The organism is Nocardia sp. NPDC059154 (assembly GCF_042755705.1).
In the GTDB taxonomy this organism is placed as follows: Bacteria; Actinomycetota; Actinomycetes; order Mycobacteriales; family Mycobacteriaceae; genus Nocardia.
In genome coordinates this window covers 114,276-133,051 of sequence record NZ_JBHZCS010000025.1, presented here as the reverse complement: position 1 = coordinate 133,051, position 18,776 = coordinate 114,276, and the positions used below count along the sequence as shown (strand labels likewise).

General features: G+C 66.6%; 19 protein-coding genes. 10 read left to right on the top strand and 9 right to left on the bottom strand.

From position 1 onward, the window contains the following. Together ACFXN1_RS22540 and ACFXN1_RS22535 are read left to right on the top strand one after the other, a co-directional pair. Positions 1-893 (top strand): transposase (locus ACFXN1_RS22540; RefSeq protein WP_379463663.1); only part of this gene is annotated, 893 nt, incomplete at its 5' end. A 1,182-nt stretch (positions 894-2,075) separates the two neighbouring features. Continuing rightward, the gene (locus tag ACFXN1_RS22535) at positions 2,076-3,536 is read left to right on the top strand and encodes a class I adenylate-forming enzyme family protein (RefSeq protein WP_379443262.1); all 1,461 of its coding nucleotides are present in this window, start codon (positions 2,076-2,078) and stop codon (positions 3,534-3,536) included. Here the strand turns inward: ACFXN1_RS22535 and ACFXN1_RS22530 are convergent. Beyond that, the gene (locus ACFXN1_RS22530) at positions 3,533-3,787 is read right to left on the bottom strand and encodes an acyl carrier protein (protein ID WP_379443263.1); all 255 of its coding nucleotides are present in this window, start codon (positions 3,785-3,787) and stop codon (positions 3,533-3,535) included. The two genes, ACFXN1_RS22535 and ACFXN1_RS22530, sit on opposite strands and share 4 nt — an antisense overlap. An 81-nt stretch (positions 3,788-3,868) precedes the next feature. Between ACFXN1_RS22530 and ACFXN1_RS22525 the strand changes: the two genes are divergently transcribed. Further along, a complete protein-coding gene (locus ACFXN1_RS22525) occupies positions 3,869-5,149 on the top strand; it encodes a hypothetical protein (RefSeq protein ID WP_379443265.1) in 1,281 nt (426 codons plus the stop codon). A 121-nt stretch (positions 5,150-5,270) separates the two neighbouring features. Beyond that, on the top strand, positions 5,271-5,678 hold the full coding sequence (locus ACFXN1_RS22520) for a hypothetical protein (protein WP_379443266.1): 408 nt from the start codon (positions 5,271-5,273) through the stop codon (positions 5,676-5,678). Positions 5,679-5,889: 211 nt separating this feature from the next. Here the strand turns inward: ACFXN1_RS22520 and ACFXN1_RS22515 are convergent, their stop codons facing one another. The 3 genes from ACFXN1_RS22515 to ACFXN1_RS22505 all read right to left on the bottom strand — a co-directional run bounded on the left by ACFXN1_RS22515 (position 5,890) and on the right by ACFXN1_RS22505 (position 7,958). Further along, entirely contained in the window at positions 5,890-6,858 is a 969-nt protein-coding gene (locus tag ACFXN1_RS22515) for an LLM class flavin-dependent oxidoreductase (protein WP_379443267.1), read from the bottom strand. Between the two features lie 418 nt (positions 6,859-7,276). Further along, on the bottom strand, positions 7,277-7,591 hold the full coding sequence (locus ACFXN1_RS22510) for a hypothetical protein (RefSeq protein ID WP_379443269.1): 315 nt from the start codon (positions 7,589-7,591) through the stop codon (positions 7,277-7,279). Further along, positions 7,569-7,958, bottom strand: coding sequence for a hypothetical protein (locus ACFXN1_RS22505; RefSeq protein ID WP_379443270.1), 390 nt, complete (start codon positions 7,956-7,958; stop codon positions 7,569-7,571). The genes ACFXN1_RS22510 and ACFXN1_RS22505 overlap by 23 nt, the downstream gene beginning before the upstream one ends. A gap of 179 nt (positions 7,959-8,137) precedes the next feature. On the opposite strand from ACFXN1_RS22505, the gene ACFXN1_RS22500 reads away from it, so the two are divergent. The 5 genes from ACFXN1_RS22500 to ACFXN1_RS22480 all read left to right on the top strand — a co-directional run bounded on the left by ACFXN1_RS22500 (position 8,138) and on the right by ACFXN1_RS22480 (position 13,276). Next, positions 8,138-9,037 (top strand): helix-turn-helix domain-containing protein, encoded by a 900-nt coding sequence (locus tag ACFXN1_RS22500; RefSeq protein WP_379443271.1) that lies wholly within the window; start codon positions 8,138-8,140, stop codon positions 9,035-9,037. Next, positions 9,027-9,236: a DUF397 domain-containing protein gene (locus tag ACFXN1_RS22495; RefSeq protein ID WP_379386056.1), complete on the top strand. Its 210-nt coding sequence runs from the start codon at positions 9,027-9,029 to the stop codon at positions 9,234-9,236. The genes ACFXN1_RS22500 and ACFXN1_RS22495 overlap by 11 nt, the downstream gene beginning before the upstream one ends. Positions 9,237-9,503: 267 nt before the next feature. Then, complete coding sequence (locus tag ACFXN1_RS22490) at positions 9,504-10,700, top strand: SPFH domain-containing protein (protein WP_379443272.1); 1,197 nt, start codon at positions 9,504-9,506, stop codon at positions 10,698-10,700. A gap of 1,025 nt (positions 10,701-11,725) precedes the next feature. Further along, on the top strand, positions 11,726-12,751 hold the full coding sequence (locus tag ACFXN1_RS22485; protein WP_379443274.1) for a hypothetical protein: 1,026 nt from the start codon (positions 11,726-11,728) through the stop codon (positions 12,749-12,751). Positions 12,752-12,775: 24 nt separating this feature from the next. After that, positions 12,776-13,276 carry a hypothetical protein gene (locus ACFXN1_RS22480; protein ID WP_379386049.1) on the top strand — a complete coding sequence of 167 codons (501 nt, stop codon included), beginning with the start codon at positions 12,776-12,778 and terminating at the stop codon, positions 13,274-13,276. Positions 13,277-13,281: 5 nt separating this feature from the next. On the opposite strand, the gene ACFXN1_RS22475 is transcribed toward ACFXN1_RS22480, so the two are convergent. The 3 genes from ACFXN1_RS22475 to ACFXN1_RS22465 are packed head-to-tail and all read right to left on the bottom strand — an operon-like array spanning position 13,282 to position 15,858. Then, positions 13,282-13,977, bottom strand: a complete 696-nt coding sequence (locus ACFXN1_RS22475; RefSeq protein WP_379443275.1) for an HAD family hydrolase — start codon at positions 13,975-13,977, stop codon at positions 13,282-13,284. Next, a complete protein-coding gene (locus ACFXN1_RS22470; protein WP_379443276.1) occupies positions 13,974-14,939 on the bottom strand; it encodes a methyltransferase in 966 nt (321 codons plus the stop codon). The genes ACFXN1_RS22475 and ACFXN1_RS22470 overlap by 4 nt, the downstream gene beginning before the upstream one ends. Before the next feature lie 58 nt (positions 14,940-14,997). Continuing rightward, positions 14,998-15,858, bottom strand: a complete 861-nt coding sequence (locus ACFXN1_RS22465) for a YdcF family protein (RefSeq protein ID WP_379443278.1) — start codon at positions 15,856-15,858, stop codon at positions 14,998-15,000. Between the two features lie 274 nt (positions 15,859-16,132). On the opposite strand from ACFXN1_RS22465, the gene ACFXN1_RS22460 reads away from it, so the two are divergent. Then, the gene (locus tag ACFXN1_RS22460; protein ID WP_379443279.1) at positions 16,133-16,981 is read left to right on the top strand and encodes a bifunctional 5,10-methylenetetrahydrofolate dehydrogenase/5,10-methenyltetrahydrofolate cyclohydrolase; all 849 of its coding nucleotides are present in this window, start codon (positions 16,133-16,135) and stop codon (positions 16,979-16,981) included. Positions 16,982-17,067: 86 nt separating this feature from the next. Here ACFXN1_RS22460 and ACFXN1_RS22455 read toward each other — a convergent pair whose 3' ends face one another. Both ACFXN1_RS22455 and ACFXN1_RS22450 read right to left on the bottom strand, forming a co-directional pair. Next, positions 17,068-17,814: a L,D-transpeptidase family protein gene (locus tag ACFXN1_RS22455; protein WP_379400170.1), complete on the bottom strand. Its 747-nt coding sequence runs from the start codon at positions 17,812-17,814 to the stop codon at positions 17,068-17,070. A gap of 203 nt (positions 17,815-18,017) precedes the next feature. Then, on the bottom strand, positions 18,018-18,656 hold the full coding sequence (locus ACFXN1_RS22450) for a cyclodeaminase/cyclohydrolase family protein (protein ID WP_364618078.1): 639 nt from the start codon (positions 18,654-18,656) through the stop codon (positions 18,018-18,020). Positions 18,657-18,776: the final 120 nt, after the last annotated feature.

The following is an 18,776-nucleotide window of genomic DNA, read 5'->3' as shown; positions in this document are numbered from 1 at the left end:
CAGAGATCCGCGTCGAGATGCTGGCCCGGAATCTGGCGCAGGCGCGCGCGGCGCAGCAAGCCAAGATCGACGCTTACGATCTGCGCCGCAAAGGCCGCGCACCGGCGCCGGTGGAGCAATACTCGATGGTGAAGCGGGTGCGCCTCGCCTGGGAACGGGCCGTCACTGAAACCGTTGCCGCGCACCAGCAATCAGAAACTGAACCCGTCACGGCCGCGCCCGCGTCGGGCGGCGGATCCCGTCGGCGTGGTGGTGAACGCAAGCGCAATATCACCGATCCGGCCTCGCGGATGATGCCGTTGCGAGGCGGAGGCTGGTTGCAAGGCTTCAACTGTCAGGCTGTCACCAGCACCGACGGCCTGATCATCGCGACCACAGTCGGTAACAATCCCAACGACGCGACCGCGTTCGCCACCACCATGACCGCTGCGGTTGCCGCCGCCACGCTGCTGGGCACGCATCAACCAGATCGAGCGCAACCCTTTGCACCGCAAGACAATTCAGGTGGTATCGGGATTTTGCTGGCTGATACCGGCTACCTCAGCCGCCACAATCTCACCGCCCCGGGCCCGGACCGGCTCATCGCAATCGGCAAATCCCGCGCTGTCGACAAAGCCGCCACCCAAACCCCTGCCCAGGGACCGCCCCCACCCGAGGCGACCCCGCTCCAAGCGATGGCCCATCGGCTGCGCACCCCCGAAGGCCACGCCCTCTACAAGCAACGCAGCCATATCGCCGAAACCCCGTTCGGACACGCCAAGCACAACCTCGGATTCCGTCGCTTCACCAGCCGCGGACTGGCCCGCGCAACCGCCGAATTCAGCTTCCACGCCTTGGTTCACAACCTGATCAAAGCCATCAACACCGGACGCCTCACCCCCGCCACCTGTTGAGGAGGGGGAGGGGGGGGGGGGGAGGAAATCCTCCCCCCCCAGACCCAACGCAACCAAACACACCCCCCCCCCCCCACCCCCCCCCCCCTACGGGCCCGCCCCTCCTCAAAACAGGCACGCAATACACCGAGCACCCCGCCACCACGCACCCACACCATTTCGCAACAGCCCGTTTCGCGTCAATTCCTCAGCTGTAGTGCGCGTTTAGAACGGTTGGGTTGGCCGTTCATGCGCGCATGGCAGCGTGCTCTTCTGCCGCGAGCCGGGCGTTTTGAGTGGCCTGAGTGTTCGTCGGAAGACCAAGGCCTGAGGTCATCTCGAGCCGCTGGCCTATGCGCCGCTGCCGGCCCTGGCAGATAGCGGACGGGGATATCAGCGCCACCGACGCTTCGGGCCGGAACTGAGCGAGGCAATCGCACGATTCTCCTCGACACCCGATGCCGCCAGCCACGCCTGGCTGACAGCGGTCGAGGAATGGGCAGCCGAGCTCCAGTCGGCGTTCCCTGCTCTTGTCGCCGCCGCCCACCACACCGCCGACGGACTCGACACCGATCAGCTACGACAGCATCCCGCCGCACTGTTCCTGTTCCAAGCCCGCCACGACAGGCTTGATCTGCAAAGCCTGACCCGGCAATGTATCACTCCCCGCAGAACGATAAACCTCGCAACCGCACTGGATTTCGACGTGCCCGAACTACCCCGATAGCCGAAACACCCGGGTCATTTCAGCCCGACTACTGCACAGCCGCAGCGCATTTCCATGCCGCTGGTCGCCTGACCGCAGGGTCTGCCATGCCGAATTGAGTGCCTGTTTGCTTCGTTTGCTTCCCGGCGCCGAGCTCGAGCACACGCGGACCCTTGGCCTTCGACGATCGATAGCACGGTGTCGTCATCGGAGAAGAACTCGTCGTGGACACGGAAATCGATTGCGATAGGCCAGGATTGAGCTGCCATCGCCTGGACTTGAACTGAGCCTCCTTGTCTCGCTGGCCCTTTTGGTGGGGGCCATCCGGCCTTTTCAATGGCGACCACGATAAAGGCTCGGTCTGAAACTGACAGAAGCTTTGATGTTCGATACCGGCGTTTTCCACCTGACTTGCTGGCGTGATCGCTGACGGCTTGTAGATGCCGCATCCCACTTCTATCCTTACGGGCAGGGGGGCGGAACCCCGCGGAGTAGAGATGATCTACGACAATCTGCTAGCGCTGACAGCGCGGGCACCGAGCACCAGCGGATTGCGGCAGGGCGAGGCATTTACGCCCTACGCCGCATTGGTCGAGCGGATCGGCCGGCGCGCCGCCGGCTTCATCGACCGTGGCATCGGGCGCGGCGATCCCGTTGCCCTGCTGATTCCGAACTCGCCCGATCTTTTCGTGACCGCCCACGCGCTCTTCGCCATCGGCGCCATCGCGATGCCTCTCGGCGAGACGGCCACGCGATCCGAACTTGCCGCACTCGCACAAAAGACCGGACCCAGCGCAGTCATCTCAACTCCCGGTCTTGCCGCTGTTGCCGAGACGCTGATCGCAGATGCAGCCCCCGGCATTCCCCTGCTCTTGACGAGCGCCCTTCCCGAAGGAAGCGCAACCGCCCAGCTGCCGAAACTGGGAGGCGATACAACGGCGCTCTACCTCTTCTCGTCCGGCTCGACCGGGTTGCCCAAGGTGGTGCCGCACACCCACGCCGAGCTCGTCGCTGATGGTGAACGAGCCAGCACAGCCTGGGAAATTCAGCCCGACGATATCGTCTTGGACATTCTGCCGGGCAACTTCTCGCTGGGCTTCTTACTGGGCGCTACGCAAGCCGTCGCCGGCGGTGCAACGACGCTCTATTGGAGCGATCCCCTGCCGCTGGCGCTTTCGCGCAAGAAGCTGCTCGACACCATGGTTCGCGAGCGCGTCACCGTCATGGGTGCCGTTCCGGCGATGTACGAAATCGTCACCGGTCAGACCGGCAGTTTCGACCTCAGGATGCGCCTGGCCTTCTCGGGCGGCGTCGCACTGAAACGGCCGATCTTCGAAGCGGTGCGCGAGCGCCTGGGTACCCCACTTCGTCAGGATTACGGCTCGACCGAAGCGAGCATGTTCTCGCACAACAACTCCGCCGACCTCGACGCGAGCTGGGCATCGGTGGGCAAGCCCGCGGGCGACGCCAGGGTCCGCATCGTCCCGTTCGACACCGAATTCGGCCCATCCGTCGGCGAAATGGAAATCAGATCATCCTCGCTCATGCGGGGCTATCTCGGCGATGCCGTGGCCAATGCTGAGGCGTTCGATGAGGGCTGGTTCAGGACCGGCGATCTTGCCTCGCTCGATGAAGAAGGTCGCATCTTCATCCGTGGCCGCAGCAAGCTGCTGATCGAGGTATCCGGCTACAAGATCGACCCCATCGAAGTGGAGGAGACGCTCATGTCCTTGCCTGCTGTCGCCGAAGCCGCAGTGGCGGGTCTCCCGGACTCGCGCAACGGCAATCGGCTGATCGCGTTCGTCGTCAAAGGGGCGGAGGTGTCGGCCGCTGAGTTGATCCGCTACGCCCGCGAAAGGCTGTCGGTTCAGAAGGTCCCGGACGAGATCGCGTTCATCGACGCACTGCCGCGGAGCGCGGCCGGCAAGGTGCTCCGCGCGCGGCTGCGCGAGCTCTAGGCGGGCTGAGCCGCTCGCTGCGAAACATAGGCCGCTATGTTCGCAGGCGATTCGAACAGCTCCGGCCGTATCTCCGTGTCCGGGATGCTGATCTTGAATCGCTCCTCGAGGAAATACACAAGTTTTACCAAACTGATCGAGTCCAGCAGGCCTGCCTCGAGCAAGGGGGTCTCGCGATCGACCGGCGCATCGCCGGTTTCGGCCACCATGGCGGAGATATACTCGACTATCGGTCGTTCGATATCGTTCATCACTTGAGTCCCTTATGTAGTCGGCATACTAGCCAATTTCATCGCGACCTGGAATGGTATTCGAAAACGTGGGAGGAAAGCTTGGGCGAAATGCGCCCGCTGGGCGAAAAGGAACAACTGCTCAGCCATTTGCATGTCCATGGCGGGCTGATCACCATGCAGGTGCTGCATGTGCGCGGCCGCCTCGATCCGACGCTGGTGACGCGCGCGCTCGCCTGGCTACAGTCCCAGCACCCTATCCTTCGCGCTCATATCCGCTACGGCAAGCTCGTCTGGCGACACATGCCGTTCTTCGCCTATCGCCGGCCCTGGTTCGACACCGAGGGCACAACGGAGATCCCGTTGGAGGTGCTCGACGACGCCGACCCGGACGCTTGGCGCACGGTTTTCGCCTCTGAGATCCGCACACCGATCCCGAAGGGCAACCATCCGCGCCTGCGGGTCACGCTGGTGCGGCAGTCGCCCGCCGCCGACCTCAACCACATAATCATTTGCGCCGATCACGCGACGCTCGACGCCCTGTCCGCCAACATGCTCGCTCGCCAGCTTCTCGAATTCCTCGCCGATCCAGCCGCGGCGCAACTGAAACCCCCGCTCGACACCACGCTGCCCCCGTCGATCGAGGACAGCCTGCTCAACAGGTCCGGCGGTGGCAAGAAGACCACCTATACGCCGGCCATTCGGCTACCCAAGCAGGCGGTACCCGACCGGAAGAAAGAAACGCGAGTACTGGCACGTCACCTCGAGCCCGGCGTAACGGCAACGCTCATGGATGCCATCAAAGCCAACAGAACGACGCCTCACGGTGCGGTAACGGCAGCCTTCCTGCTTGCCATGCGCGAGCGGTACAGGCTCGATGCCATGACCGTGTTGACCACGGTCGACCTTCGTCGCCTCAGTAAACTTGCGCGGGCGCACGAGACCTTCGGTTGCTACGTCGACATTCTGCGTACCGAGCACCCGATAACCGACGACTTCTGGGCAACCGCCCGTGACGCCTCGTTCAAGCTGATCGCCGCGCTGGCCAAGGACCACGAGTCCGCCTCGATGATGAAGTTTCCGGGATGGGAAGTGTATCGGCACGAAGCCGGCCCGGGGCTCCGGAACAACCGGCGCCTCGACGGACTTGCTGTGACCACGATCGGCGATTCTGGCCTGCAGGCCGGCTACGGCGCCTACACGCTCGAGGACGTCACCAGGGCCGTCTCGCTCGACATGTTCGGCCCGTCACTGTTCGTGATCGCCAACGAGCGGCTCGGTGGCCTCGACCTCAGCGTCGGGTACTCGGCACTTGCGATGAGCGACGATGAGGTATGCCGGCTCACCGACAACGCGGTGGCCCGGCTCGAGCTAGCCGGATAAAACGCCACGCCGATCGCAGCACGCCCCGCGTCGTGGACGAGGTCCCGGAGACCGACCTGGCCGGCCGCCGAGTCGTCCTCTGGCGCGGGCGGATTCGAGTCCTTCGAGGGTGCCCGCGCTGATGAGGTCGTTCGCGGGCCGACCCGTCGATGCGATCGAAACCGTGCTGTCCGCGGACAGCGGTGGTGAGATGGGTGCTATGAGTTTCCCTCGGCGGGCCGGGCTGGTCGTGATCCTCGCCTCGCTGGCGCTCGTGGCCGGGTGTGGGCCGGACAACGATGCCTACGTCGCCCTGCAGAACGCCATGAAGGAGAACATCACAGCCAAAGACCACCGGCCGGTGCAGTCGGTGTCGTGCGAACCGCATGTCCACGACACGATGCGAGAAGAGACCGCGCATCTGAAATGCGTCGTAGTGTTCACCGATGGCTCGTCGTATACCGCCAATGCGGTGATCCAGAACCAGAATTCCGGCGGCAGGCACAACATGCCGGACTCCTACAGCTGGGACCGTCCTCCCTCGCAGTGAGGTGCCCGCACAGCTGCTTCGACTTGGTTCAGGCAACGGCTCCGTGGCGACAGGCAGAGATAACCGGATGGAGCACAAGTCCGTGAGCGCTGAAGCCCTGGTTGCTGTTGCCGCACTGTGGATGCCGAAGAACCCCGACGTACTCACTTGCCCGAGGACATCCGCGACCATGTCCTCGGAGAATACGGCTACCACCGCATCGAAACCGGATTCAACGAGGGCTTCGGGTCCGCCAACCCGACGAACGTGTAACCGAGATCGCCCGCAGTGCGGGCAGCGCCTCTGCCAGCGCCTCGAGTTGACGCCGGGTATCGAGCGAGCCGATGCGCAGGACCAGATGCTCGGCGCCCGCCTCGAGGTAGCGGCCCAGCCAGTCGACGCATTCCTCGGGTGAACCACCGAAATAGGCTTGGACCGTTGCCATTTCGTCGAGTGAGCGCCGATAGTAACGGCGCACATACCCGTCGAGCTCAGCGCGCGCCTTCGCTGAGTCCGGATCGAGGTTGATCGTCGCGTACATACCGGGCGTGATCGGACGGTCCGTCAGATCACGGATGGCAGCCCACGCTCGGGCGTACGCGTCCGCACTGGGCAAGAACGGCAGCCAGCCGTCGTAGGTCCGGGCCACTCGCCGCAACACGCGAGGGGTGTCGCTTCCGGCCAACCACACCGGCGGCCCCGCAGCGCTTGCCGCAGGCAACGCACCCGACAGGTCGTCGAACTTCCAGTAACGGCCGTCGAAACGGCTGACACCGGACCAGCTTGCGCGCCAAATCGCCACCGTCTCATCCAATCTCGCTACCCGCTCGTCGAACGAGATCCCGAGGGCCGAGAATTCGTCTCGGGTCTCGGGCAGCGGGAATCCAGCGCCGACACCGAGTACGAGCCTGTCTTCGCTGAGCTGATCCACGGTCGCGGCAGTGTGCGCACCGAGCAGGGGGTGGCGCAGGGTCGCGGTCCACGCGGCCGTACCGAACTGCACACGGGACGTGGTCGCTGCGACGGCGGCAAGCAGCGGCAGCGGGTCGACGCGGGTCCGCGCCAATGGCGAGTCTCCGATCCATACGGAGTCGAATCCTGCGTCTTCGGCAGCTACCGCCAGCTTCACCAGGCCCGCGGCATCGTGAGCACTCGTCATGGCAGTCTCGCGGCTGGGCAGTAGTACGCCGATTCGAATCATACCGACGATCCTCGGCGGTGACCGGTGAGGCGGCAATTACCTTGCAGGTAAAGGCATGCGAGATCGAGTGACGAGATCCCTTGTCGCAGACTGCCATCGCTATTACGGATGGAGCGCATATCTTTCGCCATCCGGAACATGACCTTGAAGAACTCGAGCACAACCCGGTAGAACGCGGCGGTAGATGCCGATGGCGGGTGCGGTCGGCGCGGTCTCTCGAGGTTGCCGACGCATTCATCGAACTCCTGGACGGTCATTCGCCGCCGGACCCTCTGTCGGGCTGGTGGTTTGTTGGAACTGGCGAACGCATGTATCAACTCGCCCGGCGGTAAGTCCGATTGCGCCATCTTGATTAGTGCCTCGCCGCGGTCTGCCGTCATTGAGATTGCCGAAGTCGCTCGTCGGTGTGTCCGGAGCTTCAGTTCACGGGCACGGTGTGGCGGGCGATGATGTCGTCGATCGGTCGGACGGCGGCATCGTGGCTCGCGGGTTCGGCGCCGTCGAGGATGGTGTCGAGAATGGCGGCGCGGTCGAGTGTGGCTGGGAGGCGGTGGGATTCGCGGGCGCTGACGATGACCGCGTGCAGCAGGGTTGCGTAGACCCGGGAGCGGGGGACGGTCAAGCGCCAACCGTGGCGTTCGCGGTCGCGCAGACGGGTTTCGATGGTGTCGAGGACGTCCTGGATGACCTGGATCTCGATCAGGTCCGGATCATCGCAGGGCATGGCGACCACCGAAAAGCAGTGTGCTGTAGCCGAATACGGCGGCCCGTAGCAGGGTGAACAGGGATCTGTGCGCGGTCGGCGGTGTTCGCGCCTCACGGGGGTCGAGCACCATGCGCCCGGATGCGACCAGGGCGGTGCGTGCCCGCCGACGCACCGCGCAGGTGTCGACTCCGCATTGGAGATGCAGCTGCATCGCGATATGTGCTTGTGCGGCAGTCAGTTCGCCGGGATCGGAGTAGCACGACCACAGCCCGCGCACCGAATACCCGACCGTAGCGCTCTCGTTCGATGGAGGTTCGGAGACGGCGGCTTGTCGCTTCTCTCGTTCGATGCGGTCGATGATCGCCTGCACAGACCACGGGTTGTTGCTGGACATTGTCACCTACCTGTGTGCCGTCGTTGGAACCCAAGCACACCACCGAGGACGTTTCTGAAAACGCGGAATCTGAATATTCAGATTAGGTAGTCTGAAATCCCAAGGCGGGATGCGGATCCACCGCGATGCAGCATTCAGATTCTGTTGGCGCATGTATTCACTTTTCAGGGGGAGCATCGATGGCAGAGGATGTGTCGCCGACCCTGTTGCGGCGGCAACTGGGTAGGTTTCTGCGGGAACGGCGTCAGGCGACCGGGCTGACCCTCGAACAGGCTGCGGTCCAGGTTCAGCTCAGCTTCAACGCATTACAACGACTCGAGGCCGGTCGCACGGTCAAGCCGCGACGGCAGGACGTGCGGGAGCTGTGCATGCTCTACGAGGTGGATGCCGACGAGACGGAGCAGGCGGTCGGTCTGGCGTTCCGCGCGGCGACTGCCAAGGACGAGGATGGGATCTTCTCCCTCGGCGGGCTTTTCAGTGATGCGTTCAACATGTATGTCGGCATGGAGCGTTCCGCCCGCCGTCTGGTCACCTACCAGGAACAGATACCCGGACTGCTGCAAACTTCTGACTATGCGCGTGCGGTGTTCCGCGCCTTCCCGGGCTTCGAGAACGATGAAGACATCCAGCGGCGCATCGATATTCGGTTGAAGCGCCAGGTGATCGTGACCCGCAAGGCCAATCCGCTGGCGGTCGAAGTGTTGCTGAACGAAGCGGCGCTGCGTCGGGTCGTCGGGGGCAAGCGGGTGATGGCCGCACAGCTCAAGCATCTCGCCGACCTGAGCACCAGATCGAACGTGACCTTGCGGGTCCAACCGTATGCGGCCGGGTACACCTGGGGTTTCCAGCACGGCCCGTTCGTGCTGTTGGACTTCGGCACCAACGCCAGGAACAACCGGGTCGAGCCACCGGTCGTCTACGTCGAGGGTCGGCTGACCAGCGATCTGTACGTGGAGAGGCTCGAGGACGTCCAGCGATACAGTGAGTTGGCCGAGGCCATTCGGGCCGAAACGCTGGATGAAGTGCGAACGCGAGACCTGGTCCGCCAGATAGCAAGGGAGTTCGATCGTGAACGGTGACCTGTCCGGAGCGCGCTGGTTCAAGAGCAGCCGCAGCGAAACCGGTTCCCAATGTGTGGAGGTTGCGTTCCTCGATTCGGGCATGGTCGGGATTCGTGACTCCAAGAACCCGACCGGCCCAGCGCTGGTGTTCGCCCCCAGCGAGTGGGACGCCTTCACCGCCGGTGTGGTGGCCGGGGAACTCGACTCTCCCGCCTGATCCGGGCCGGGCCTGATCCAGTCCTCAGGCGGGATCGTTTGGTGCGGTGGCGGGATGGCGACGATGAGCTCTGGGCGCGACGGAGATTTGGTAGCGGATTGATATGGCCCGCGCGGGAAAGCTCGCGCGGGCCATGGTCGTTCATGAATGATTAACACTGCCTGTGGTTGGCTCGATAGCCACACGACGGTGACCGCGCGCGCCGGCGACCCTGTGCCATACTCGGCCGGGGTCGGGCGCAGCGCCCGAGGGAGGAAAGAGAACTCAATGGGCCTGTTCGACATGATCCGCGGCGAATTCGTCGACGTCATCGAATGGTTGGATGACACTCGCACCACGCTGGCGTGGCGGTTTCCCCGCTACGAGAACGAGATCAAGAACGGCGCGGAGCTGATCGTCCGGGAGGGGCAGCAGGCGGTCTTCGTCTACCGCGGGCAGCTGGCCGACAAGTTCGGTCCAGGCCACTACCAGCTGACCACCGAGAACATGCCGATCATGTCTACCCTGCAGGCCTGGCGGCACGGGTTCAACTCGCCGTTCCGGTCCGAGGTGTACTACGTGAACACCCGCGCCGTCACCGATATGCGCTGGGGCACACCGCAACCGGTCACCGTGCGCGACCCCGACTTCCGCATGGTGCAGATCCGCGCCAACGGCACCGCGAACGTGCGCGTCACCGATATCGAGGTGTTCCTGCGCCAGATGATCGGCACCAATGCCGAGGTGGACGCCGACGTGCTCAGCGAGCAGCTGCGGGCCAATGTCGCCCTGGCCTTCTCCGACATGGTGCTGGCCAGCGGCCTGGGCGCGATCGATCTGCAGGGCCGCCAGATCGAATTGTCCGACAAGCTGCGCGAATTCGTCGGTCAGCGCCTGTCCGGCTTCGGTGTCGGGGTCGAGGGCGTCACCATGACGATCTCCCTGCCGGAGGAGATCCAGCAGGCCATGACCCGCGGTGTGGCGCGCGGCGTCGAAGCCGGCGGCTTCATGAACAATGTCGACCTCAACCGCTACCAGCAGATGCAGGCCGCCGACGCCATGCTCGCCGCCGCCCAGAACCCCGGCGGCGGAATGGGAGCCGCCATGCAGGCCGGTATGGGCGTGGTCCTCGGCGGCCAGATGGCCGGCGCCATGCAGGGCAGCATCGCCCAGCCCCAGCAACCCGGTTACGCCCAGCCCCAGCAGGGTGGCTACGCGCAGCCCGCCGCGCCCCAGCAGGCGGCCCCGCCGCCGCTCCCCGGCCAGCAGCAGTTCCACTTCGACAACGCCGGCCAGGCCGCGGGCCCCTTCCCCATCGACCAACTACGCCAGTACGTCTCGTCCGGCCAGCTGACCCGCGACACCAACGTCTGGACCGAGGGCATGCCCGGCTGGCAACCCGCCAGCTCCGTCCCCGCCCTCCAGCCCCTCTTCGCCACCCCGCCCCCGCTCCCGGGCACCCCGCCGCCCCTGCCCCCGCAGTAGCAGCCTCCCCGCCCAGCCCGGCCGACCCGGCCCGGCCGCACCCGTCGGCACCTTGGACCACCGACGGGTCCGCCGACGTACCCGCGCCGCCGGAACCAACGCCCGACAACTCGGTGCGTCCCGAAAGCCCTTCCACCGCAATGCGCGACCCTCGAGTCCGCCGCACCGAGTGAGCCCAGATGAACGACAACCAGCCCCCGCACCCCTCCGGCCCGCCGCCGCTCCCGGGCAGCGACCCGGCCACCCCGCACACGGCCGACCCTCAACCCTGGACGCCCCCGCTCCCGGGTCATGATTCGAGCCAGAGTGGTCTCCCACCGATGCACGGGATGACGCCGCCCCCACCAGGGCCGAATGCTCCCGGTGGTGCACCGCAGTTCGCACCCGGCGCGGGATCGCCTGTGCCGCCGCAGAATTTCGGGCAGGCTCCGGCCGGTCCGCCTCCGCTGCCGACCTCCGGGCCCGGTGAACGCGGTGTCCCGCCCATGCCGCAACGCGGGGCGGTCCCGCCTCCGCTGCCAGGTGCCGGAGCCGGACAGCAACAATGGGGGACGCCGGCCGCTCCAGGTGGGCCCGGCGGAGTCCCGCCCATGCCGCAGGCCTCCCCGCCGCAGAACTTCGGCCCGCCGCCGGTCGCTGCTGCCGGGCCGGGAACCGTTGCGCCGCCGCCGCTTCCGGGTGCCGGGGTGACGGCGGGGCCGCCGCCGTTGCCGGGTGGGTTCGGACCGGGGAATCCCGGGCAGGCGCCGATGGGTGCGATGCCGCAGCCTGTGATCGTGGCGCCTGTGATTGTTCCGGGGGTCGGGGACGGCAGGGCGGTCGGGGCGGAAAGTCCTGTAGCGCAGCCGGAGGCGGGGGTGCCGGATCGGGCGATGTTGCATCAGACGGAGTCGACTCGGACGTATCCGTGTTCTTCGTGTGGGGCCCAGTTGGTGTTCGATCCGGTGGGGCAGGATCTGCTGTGTCCCAGTTGCGGGAATCGGTCTCCGGTGACGGCGCCGGATGTGGCGGTTCAGGCTCGGGAGTTGGGGCCTGCGATCGCGGCGTTGCGGGAATTGCAGGCGCATGCGGCGGGGCCGCAGGTGACGGGGGAGTGGGAGGTGAAGTGCCAGAACTGTGGTGGGACAACCGGGTTCAATGGGAGTCTCACCGCTACTCGGTGCCCGTACTGCGCCACGCCCATTCAGCGCGACGATGTGCACAATGCGCCGGCCCGGCTGCCGGTGGATGGTGTGGTGCCGTTCCTGGTGGGGGAGAAGCAGGCTCGGGAGCTGGTCGAGAAGTGGGTGTCGGGGCGGTGGTTCGCGCCGTCGAACTTCCGGAAATATCGGCGGATCGGGGCGTTCTCCAGCCTGTATACCGCGTATTTCACCTACGACGCCGATACCCAGAGCTGGTATCAGGGCGAGCGCGGCGACGACTATCAGGTGCGGGTCGGGACGGATTCGGACGGGGATCCGATCTACGAGACCCGGACCCGGTGGTATCCGGTGGCCGGTGAGGTCGCCAATGAATTCGCGGATCTGCCGGTGCTGGCCAATGACAATATGAACCGCAACCGGATTCGGTCGCTGGAACCGTGGCCGGTGGAGCAGGCGCGCGCCTATTCACCGGAATTCGTGGCCGGCCACCTGTGCCGCACCTACGACAATGATGCGGAGCAATCGTTCCCGGAAGCGCAGCAGCGGATGGAGTCGGCGATCGAATCCACCGTGCGCGGCGACATCGGCGGTGACCATCAGCGCATCCACCAGCTCAACACGAACTGGAACTGGCTGGCGTACAAGCATCTGCTGCTGCCGATCTGGCTGCTGACGGTCGTCTACATGGACAAGACCTACCAGGTGTACATCAACGGCCTCACCGGCCAGGTGTCCGGCGACCGCCCGTGGAGCAAGGTGAAGATCATCGCCGCGATCCTGGCGGTGCTCGCGATCATCCTCACGGTGATCCTGGTGTACAGCAAGGTGCACGGCCATCACACCCCGGCGCATCCGACCGGACCGAGCCACTCGACCGTCGCGCCACCGCACCCCACCACTCATCGCTGACCGACCGACGAAAGTGAGCCGACCATGTTGATTGTCGTGCTGATCGTGCTGATTGCGATCGGGGCCGCCGTAGGTGGCGTGATGCTGGTGTCCTCCCGCCAGAAGACCGCGATCGCGGCCGCCAACCAGGTCGTCCCCGGCGCCCCCACCCGCGCCCCCGCCTCCTGGGCGGGCTCGCACGACCCGGAGCCGCGCCTGCACCGCCGCCTGCGCGACGCCATGACGGCCCTGCACACCGCCGATGCCCTCGACGACGCCACCACCATCGTGCTGCGCGCCGAACTCGAGCAGGCCGCCCTGGCCTGGGACGACCGCCTGGTCGCCATGGCCGCCCTGCCCGCCGCCACCCGCGGCGACCAGCTGGCGACCGCGACCACGGCGGTGGAATCCATCGAAGCGGCGGTGGCACAGTATGTTTCGGCCGCCACCCAGCGCACCGCCGCCGACGTGAACGCGGGCCTGACCGCGGCCCGGGCGCAGCTCGAGATCCAGGCCGAGATCCGGAAATCGCTCGAGGCGGGCTGAGAGATTCACCCGGTCGGCGAATCCAGTTCCGCCAGTGAGCGAATGACCGTGATCCCGTCGTCCGGGGCGACCCCCGGCCCGCTGCGGACCAGCCAATAGGCCCGCAGCCCGGCATTTCTGGCGCCCAGTGCGTCCCAGTCGTACCTATCGCCGACGTACGCCACCTGCTCCGGCGGCAGCCCCAGCATCTCGCATCCCGCGCGGAAGATCGCCGGATCGGGCTTGGCCGCGCCGAATTCGTCCGAGCACAGGATGGCGTCCCCGAAGTGGTGCAGCAGCCCGACCGTGCGCAGCTTCCCGGTCTGGTACGGCTGGGAGGCGTTCGACACCACGCCGAGCGCCCTCCGCCCGGCGAACCGCTCCAGTACCGGCGCGGCATCCGGGAACGCCGACCACGCGGAATCCCGGTGTACCGCATAGCGGGCGAACCATGCGACCGGATCGTCGGCCGTCATGCCCAGGTGCGCGAGAAATCGCTCGGTCCGCACCCGCTGCTGCCCCTTGAAGGTGTGTTCACCGGCCAGGAACCGCAGATACTCTTCCTCCTCGATCGCCCGCCACAGCGCCAACGCCGCCTCCGGTGACTCTAAGCGGTCCAGGAGCTGTTCCGCCGCGAGATGCCGCAGGAATCCGATCCGCACCGTCGCGGAATAGTCGATGAGTGTGTCATCGACATCGAACAGCACACCGCGAATACTCATGCGCGCGTACCGATCACCACGGTCGCCCCCATGTCCTCACATTCCACGATCCGAGCCGACAGCCCGTACTCCCGCATGATCCCGACGGCGACCGGAGCCTGCTCCTCGCTCTCCTCCACGAATAGATGCCCACCGGCACAGAGCCATTCGCCCGCCACGGCGGCAATCCGCCTCAGCACGTCCAAACCGTCCGCGCCGCCGTCGAGCGCACGGCGAGGCTCGTGATCGCGCGCCTCGGGCGGCATCCACGCAATGTCCTCCGACGGCACATAAGGCGTATTCGCCAGCAGAATATGCACGCGCCCTCGCAGATCCGCGGGCACAGCGTCGAACAGATCGCCCTCCACGACCCGCGCCCCCACTACGCCGAGATTCTCCCGCGCACAAGCCACCGCCGCAGATTCGACGTCGGCCGCAGTCAACTCGACCCGAATACCTTCCTCCGCCATCTCTTTCGCGAATGCCAATCCCAGAGCCCCGCAGCCGCAACACATATCGAGCGCGATCAGTGTCGAATCCGCGTGAGCGACGGTGGTCTCGGCCGGGTCCGTGAGGGTTCGTGGCCGGATGGGCTGATACTCACCGGCAGCAGTACGGGCAGCAGCGATGGCGGTCCTGGCGGCAGCGTCAGTGGCAGTAGTGGCCATGCTGTCGTGTGCGATACCAGCCGACACGGGTAGCCGGGTCATGCTGCGGCCCAGGACGATAGCCTGTTCGACCAGAAAGCTCGTGCGTTGTCGTGGGACGAAAACGCCCGGCCCGACGGCAACCCTGAGGCCGCGGAACTCCGCCCACCCCAGCAGATGTTCCAGCGGGAACCCGGCGATGCGCTGCGTGACAAGCGATTCCAGGTGGTCGGCGTCGGTGGCCGCATCGAGCAGCAGCGCGGCCTCGTCCTCAGCGAACACGCACCCGGCCGCGCGGAGCCGCGCGACCAGCGTTTCGGTGGCGGAAGGAGTCACCACGTCATTGTGCACGCCTGGACGGCCGCCCCGTTCGAGCAGGGTCCGGGCGTGGGGATCAGCGTTCGGCGGGGAGCCGCAAGGTGCGTGCGGTGTCGAGGTAGATGCCGCGCTGGCTGCTGCGCGCGGGCGGCGGCAGCTGCGAGACGAGCTGCTCGAGGGAGGTGGTCGCGCCGATGACCGGCATCCCGGCGACGATGAAGTCGGCCACCGCGCGGCGAATGTGGTTGGGGGAGGTCACCACAATGGCGCTGGTCGCGCCCGCGTCCCTCAGCAGCTGCGCGCCGAACAGCGCGTTCTGCACGGTCGACCCGGCGCGGTGGTCGGCCACGATGCGGCCGGCGGGAATGCCGTGCCCGATCAGCCAGCCCTGCATGGCCGCCGCCTCGGTGATCCCGTTCTGCGGATTGCCGCCGGTCACCAGGATCGGCGACAGGGGCGAGGCGATCGCCTGCAGCCAGGCCGCCTGCATCCGGTTCACCAGCTCGGGCCGCATGGACCCGTCGGGGAGCAGGCCGTAGCCGAGCACCGCGATGCCGGTCTGCGGTCCCGCGATCGCCGGAATCGGATTGGGCAGCGTGCCCACCGCGGCGCCGATGGCCTGGAACAGCGTCCGGGTGCCGTCCGCGAGCTGTCCGTCGATGCCGTTGAGGCGGTTCAGCGCCACCTCGCGGGTGACGATGTCCCCGGTGTAGTCCGACCAGATCGCCTGCAGCGCCAGCGCCTCCGCGTCATCGGGTGATTCACTGAGCAATTGGCGCAGGTCGGCCAGCCCGGCCGCCTCATTGCCGGCGGTGAAATTGTCCTGCGCGGAGTTGTACAGCGCTGCGGGGTTCGCGTGCGCGGCGCCGCTGCCGAGGATGGTGAGGACGGCGGCCGCCGCCGCGAGCAGGATGGGAAAACGCCTGGCGATCTGCACTGCTGTCGACCTTTCGGGGGTGTCACGCATTGCTGTTTGCTGGCTATCCATGGAATTAGCTGGCTATTGGCTCTTATCGAATGGAGACACGATACGACTGTCCACCCTGGTTGTCGGGTATTTGCCGAACTGATTTCGCCGTTTTGCCGGAATCCACAGCGGGAACGCGCGCGAAGCGTGCCGCGTCACGTGTCGTCCCCGGATCGCATCGCACGCCCGGCCACCGGCGTGCGCGGGGAGGGCGCGGCCGGGACTCGGGATAAGCTGTGCACCCGTGGATACGACTTCGCTCATCGGCAAGGAACTCGCCGCCGCCATCAACGCCGACACCAAGCAGCGCGCCGCCGCCCTCACCGAGCAGGGCGCCGCCCCCCGCCTGGCCCTCGTGATCCCGAACGACGACCCGGCCAGCGCCTGGTACGTGAAGTCCCTCAACCGTGCCGCCGAGCGCAATGGAATCGCTTGCGAGAACGTCGATCTCGGTGTCGACGCCACCGCCGAGCAGATCCGCGCCAAGCTCACCGAGCTGTCGCAGGACCCGTCGGTGGACGCCATCATGCTGCAGACCCCGCTGCCCAAGGGTGTCGGCCTCGACGACGTCAGCTCCGCCATCGCCTCCGAGAAGGATGTGGACGGCGTCAGCCCGCTTTCACTGGGCCTGCTCGCCGCAGGCCTGCCCGGCTTCCCGCCCGCCACCTCCGAGGCGGTCGTGGAACTGGCCAAGTTCCACCAGATCCCGCTCGCCGGTCGGCATGTCGCGGTCGTCGGCCGCTCCAATGTGGTCGGCAAGCCCCTGCTTCAGCTGCTGCTCGCCGAGAACGCGACCGTCACCATCGCCCACTCCCGCACGACCGACCTGCCCGCGGTGACCTCGGCCGCCGACGTGGTCGTCGCCGCGGTCGGACGCGCGGGCCTCATCACCGCCGACCACGTTCGCGAGGGCGCGGTCGTCATCGATGTCGGCACGAACGAGGACGAGAACGGCAACATCACCGGCGACGTGAACGCGGCCTCGGTCACCGGCAAGGCCGCCGCCCTGAGCCCCGTCCCCGGCGGCGTCGGCCCCGTCACCACCGCACTCCTCATGCGCCACGTGGTCCAGGCCGCCGAGAACGTTCGCTGACAACAGCGAATCAGGGAGCTCTCAGCGCGGGAATCGTCCGATTCCCCACGCCGGGAGCTCCCTGATCTTGTCCTGACCGGTACCGGTCACCAGTGCGTGGTGACGGGGTCGCCGACGGAGACGTTGTCGAAGTACCACTCCGCGTCGGCGGGGGCGAGGTTGATGCAGCCGTGGCTGACGTTCGAGTTGCCCTGGGAATCCACGGACCAGGGTGCGGAGTGGACGTAGACGCCACCCCAGGTCAGGCGCTCGGCGAACTCGCCGGTGAGCAGGTAGCCCTCCGGATCGTTGAGCGGGATGCCGATGGTCCGGGAGTCGAAGGTGACCGAGCGCTCACGGGACAGCACCGGGAAGGTTCCGACCGGCGTTTCGCGCCCCGGCTTACCCATCGATGCGGGCATGGTGTGGGCGACGCCGTCCACCCAGACCGTGAACGTGTGTGCCGACATGTCCGCATCGGCGGTGGTGCCGCCATTGGTCTGGAACTTGGTCTGCTCGCGTCCAGCGAGGACCGTGATCGGCGAGCGGGATGGCAGGAAGTTCTCGGGTTGCCACATCAGTTGCCGGTCGTCGATCCAGGTGAAGTGGCCGGCGAGGGAGTCCTGCGCGCGGACGTCGACGGAGCGTTCGGCGGCGGCGCGATCGGTGACCGCGTCGGCGAACTGGACGGTCACGGGGGCGGCGATGCCCACCACCTGACCTGAGGCCGGCGTAATGGCTTGGACGGCTGGGAGATTGGGCGTTTCGAGGGCCGCACCCGCGGCTCCGGTTCCGAACGCGGCCGCCGCGGCGACGAAGCTTGCGACGAACAGGGAGCGAATCGGTTTCCGCATTCTTCCATCCCTTCGAGAGGGTGTGGGGCAGGGTTTCTCAGACTATGACTTGGTCATCAGTCCCATCTGGAAATGTACCCGGTTCGTAACCATTGTCCCGGCGTGGGGGTTATGCGAAGTTCGTATCACCAGGTAGAGAGCCGGAAAATGACTGTGCCCCGTTCCATAACGGAACGGGGCACAGTGCAGGCTAATTTGCGCGGTCAGCGGGTGATGGCCGCGACCACATCGTTGTGCAGGGCATCGGCGCGGGCGATGACCTCCTCGATCTGCTTCAGCACCGGCGCGAACTCGGCGGCGGCCGTGCCGTCCAGCGATGTCACATTGATGGCGATGTTCAGCTGCGAGCTGGCCGCCGCGGACCGGGCGCAGTCGGCCGCCGCGCCGATGTCGGTCACCACGTTGGGGTTGCCGATGGGCAGCAGTTCCGTTGCCAGGGAGACGATTTCGTCGGCCTCGGCGACCACGGCGGCGGGCACCCGGGCGGCCTGCAGCAGCGCGGCGGTGATGGCCTCGCCGCGGGCGGCCTGCTCGGCCTCGGACTCCTTGGGCAGCTTGTAGGCCGCGCCGACCGCGGTGAAGGCGGCGGCGTCGGCGTCGGCCAGGGCCAGGGAGCGCTCGCGGGCCACGTCCGCGGCGGCGATGATGCGGTCGATGACCGGGCGATTCTCGGCATCCTTGGCCCGGGTGGTGTACCGCGCGACCATGGCGACCAGGGCCGCGCCCTGGGCCGCGTGCAGCGCCGCGACCGCGCCGCCGCCGGGGGCGGGCACCTTGGCGGCCAGTTCACCCAGGTACCCCCGCAGTGTCGAATCACCGAAGGTGGTGGTGTCCTGAGTCATGAGGGGTGGCCTCCCTTGGCAGTACGGCGAATTCAGGTGATTTCGCCGCCTACCGTACCGGTCGCGGGGCCGTGTGCGGCAACCCGCCCGCTGTCGGTGTGCCGACCGGTGAGTAAGGTC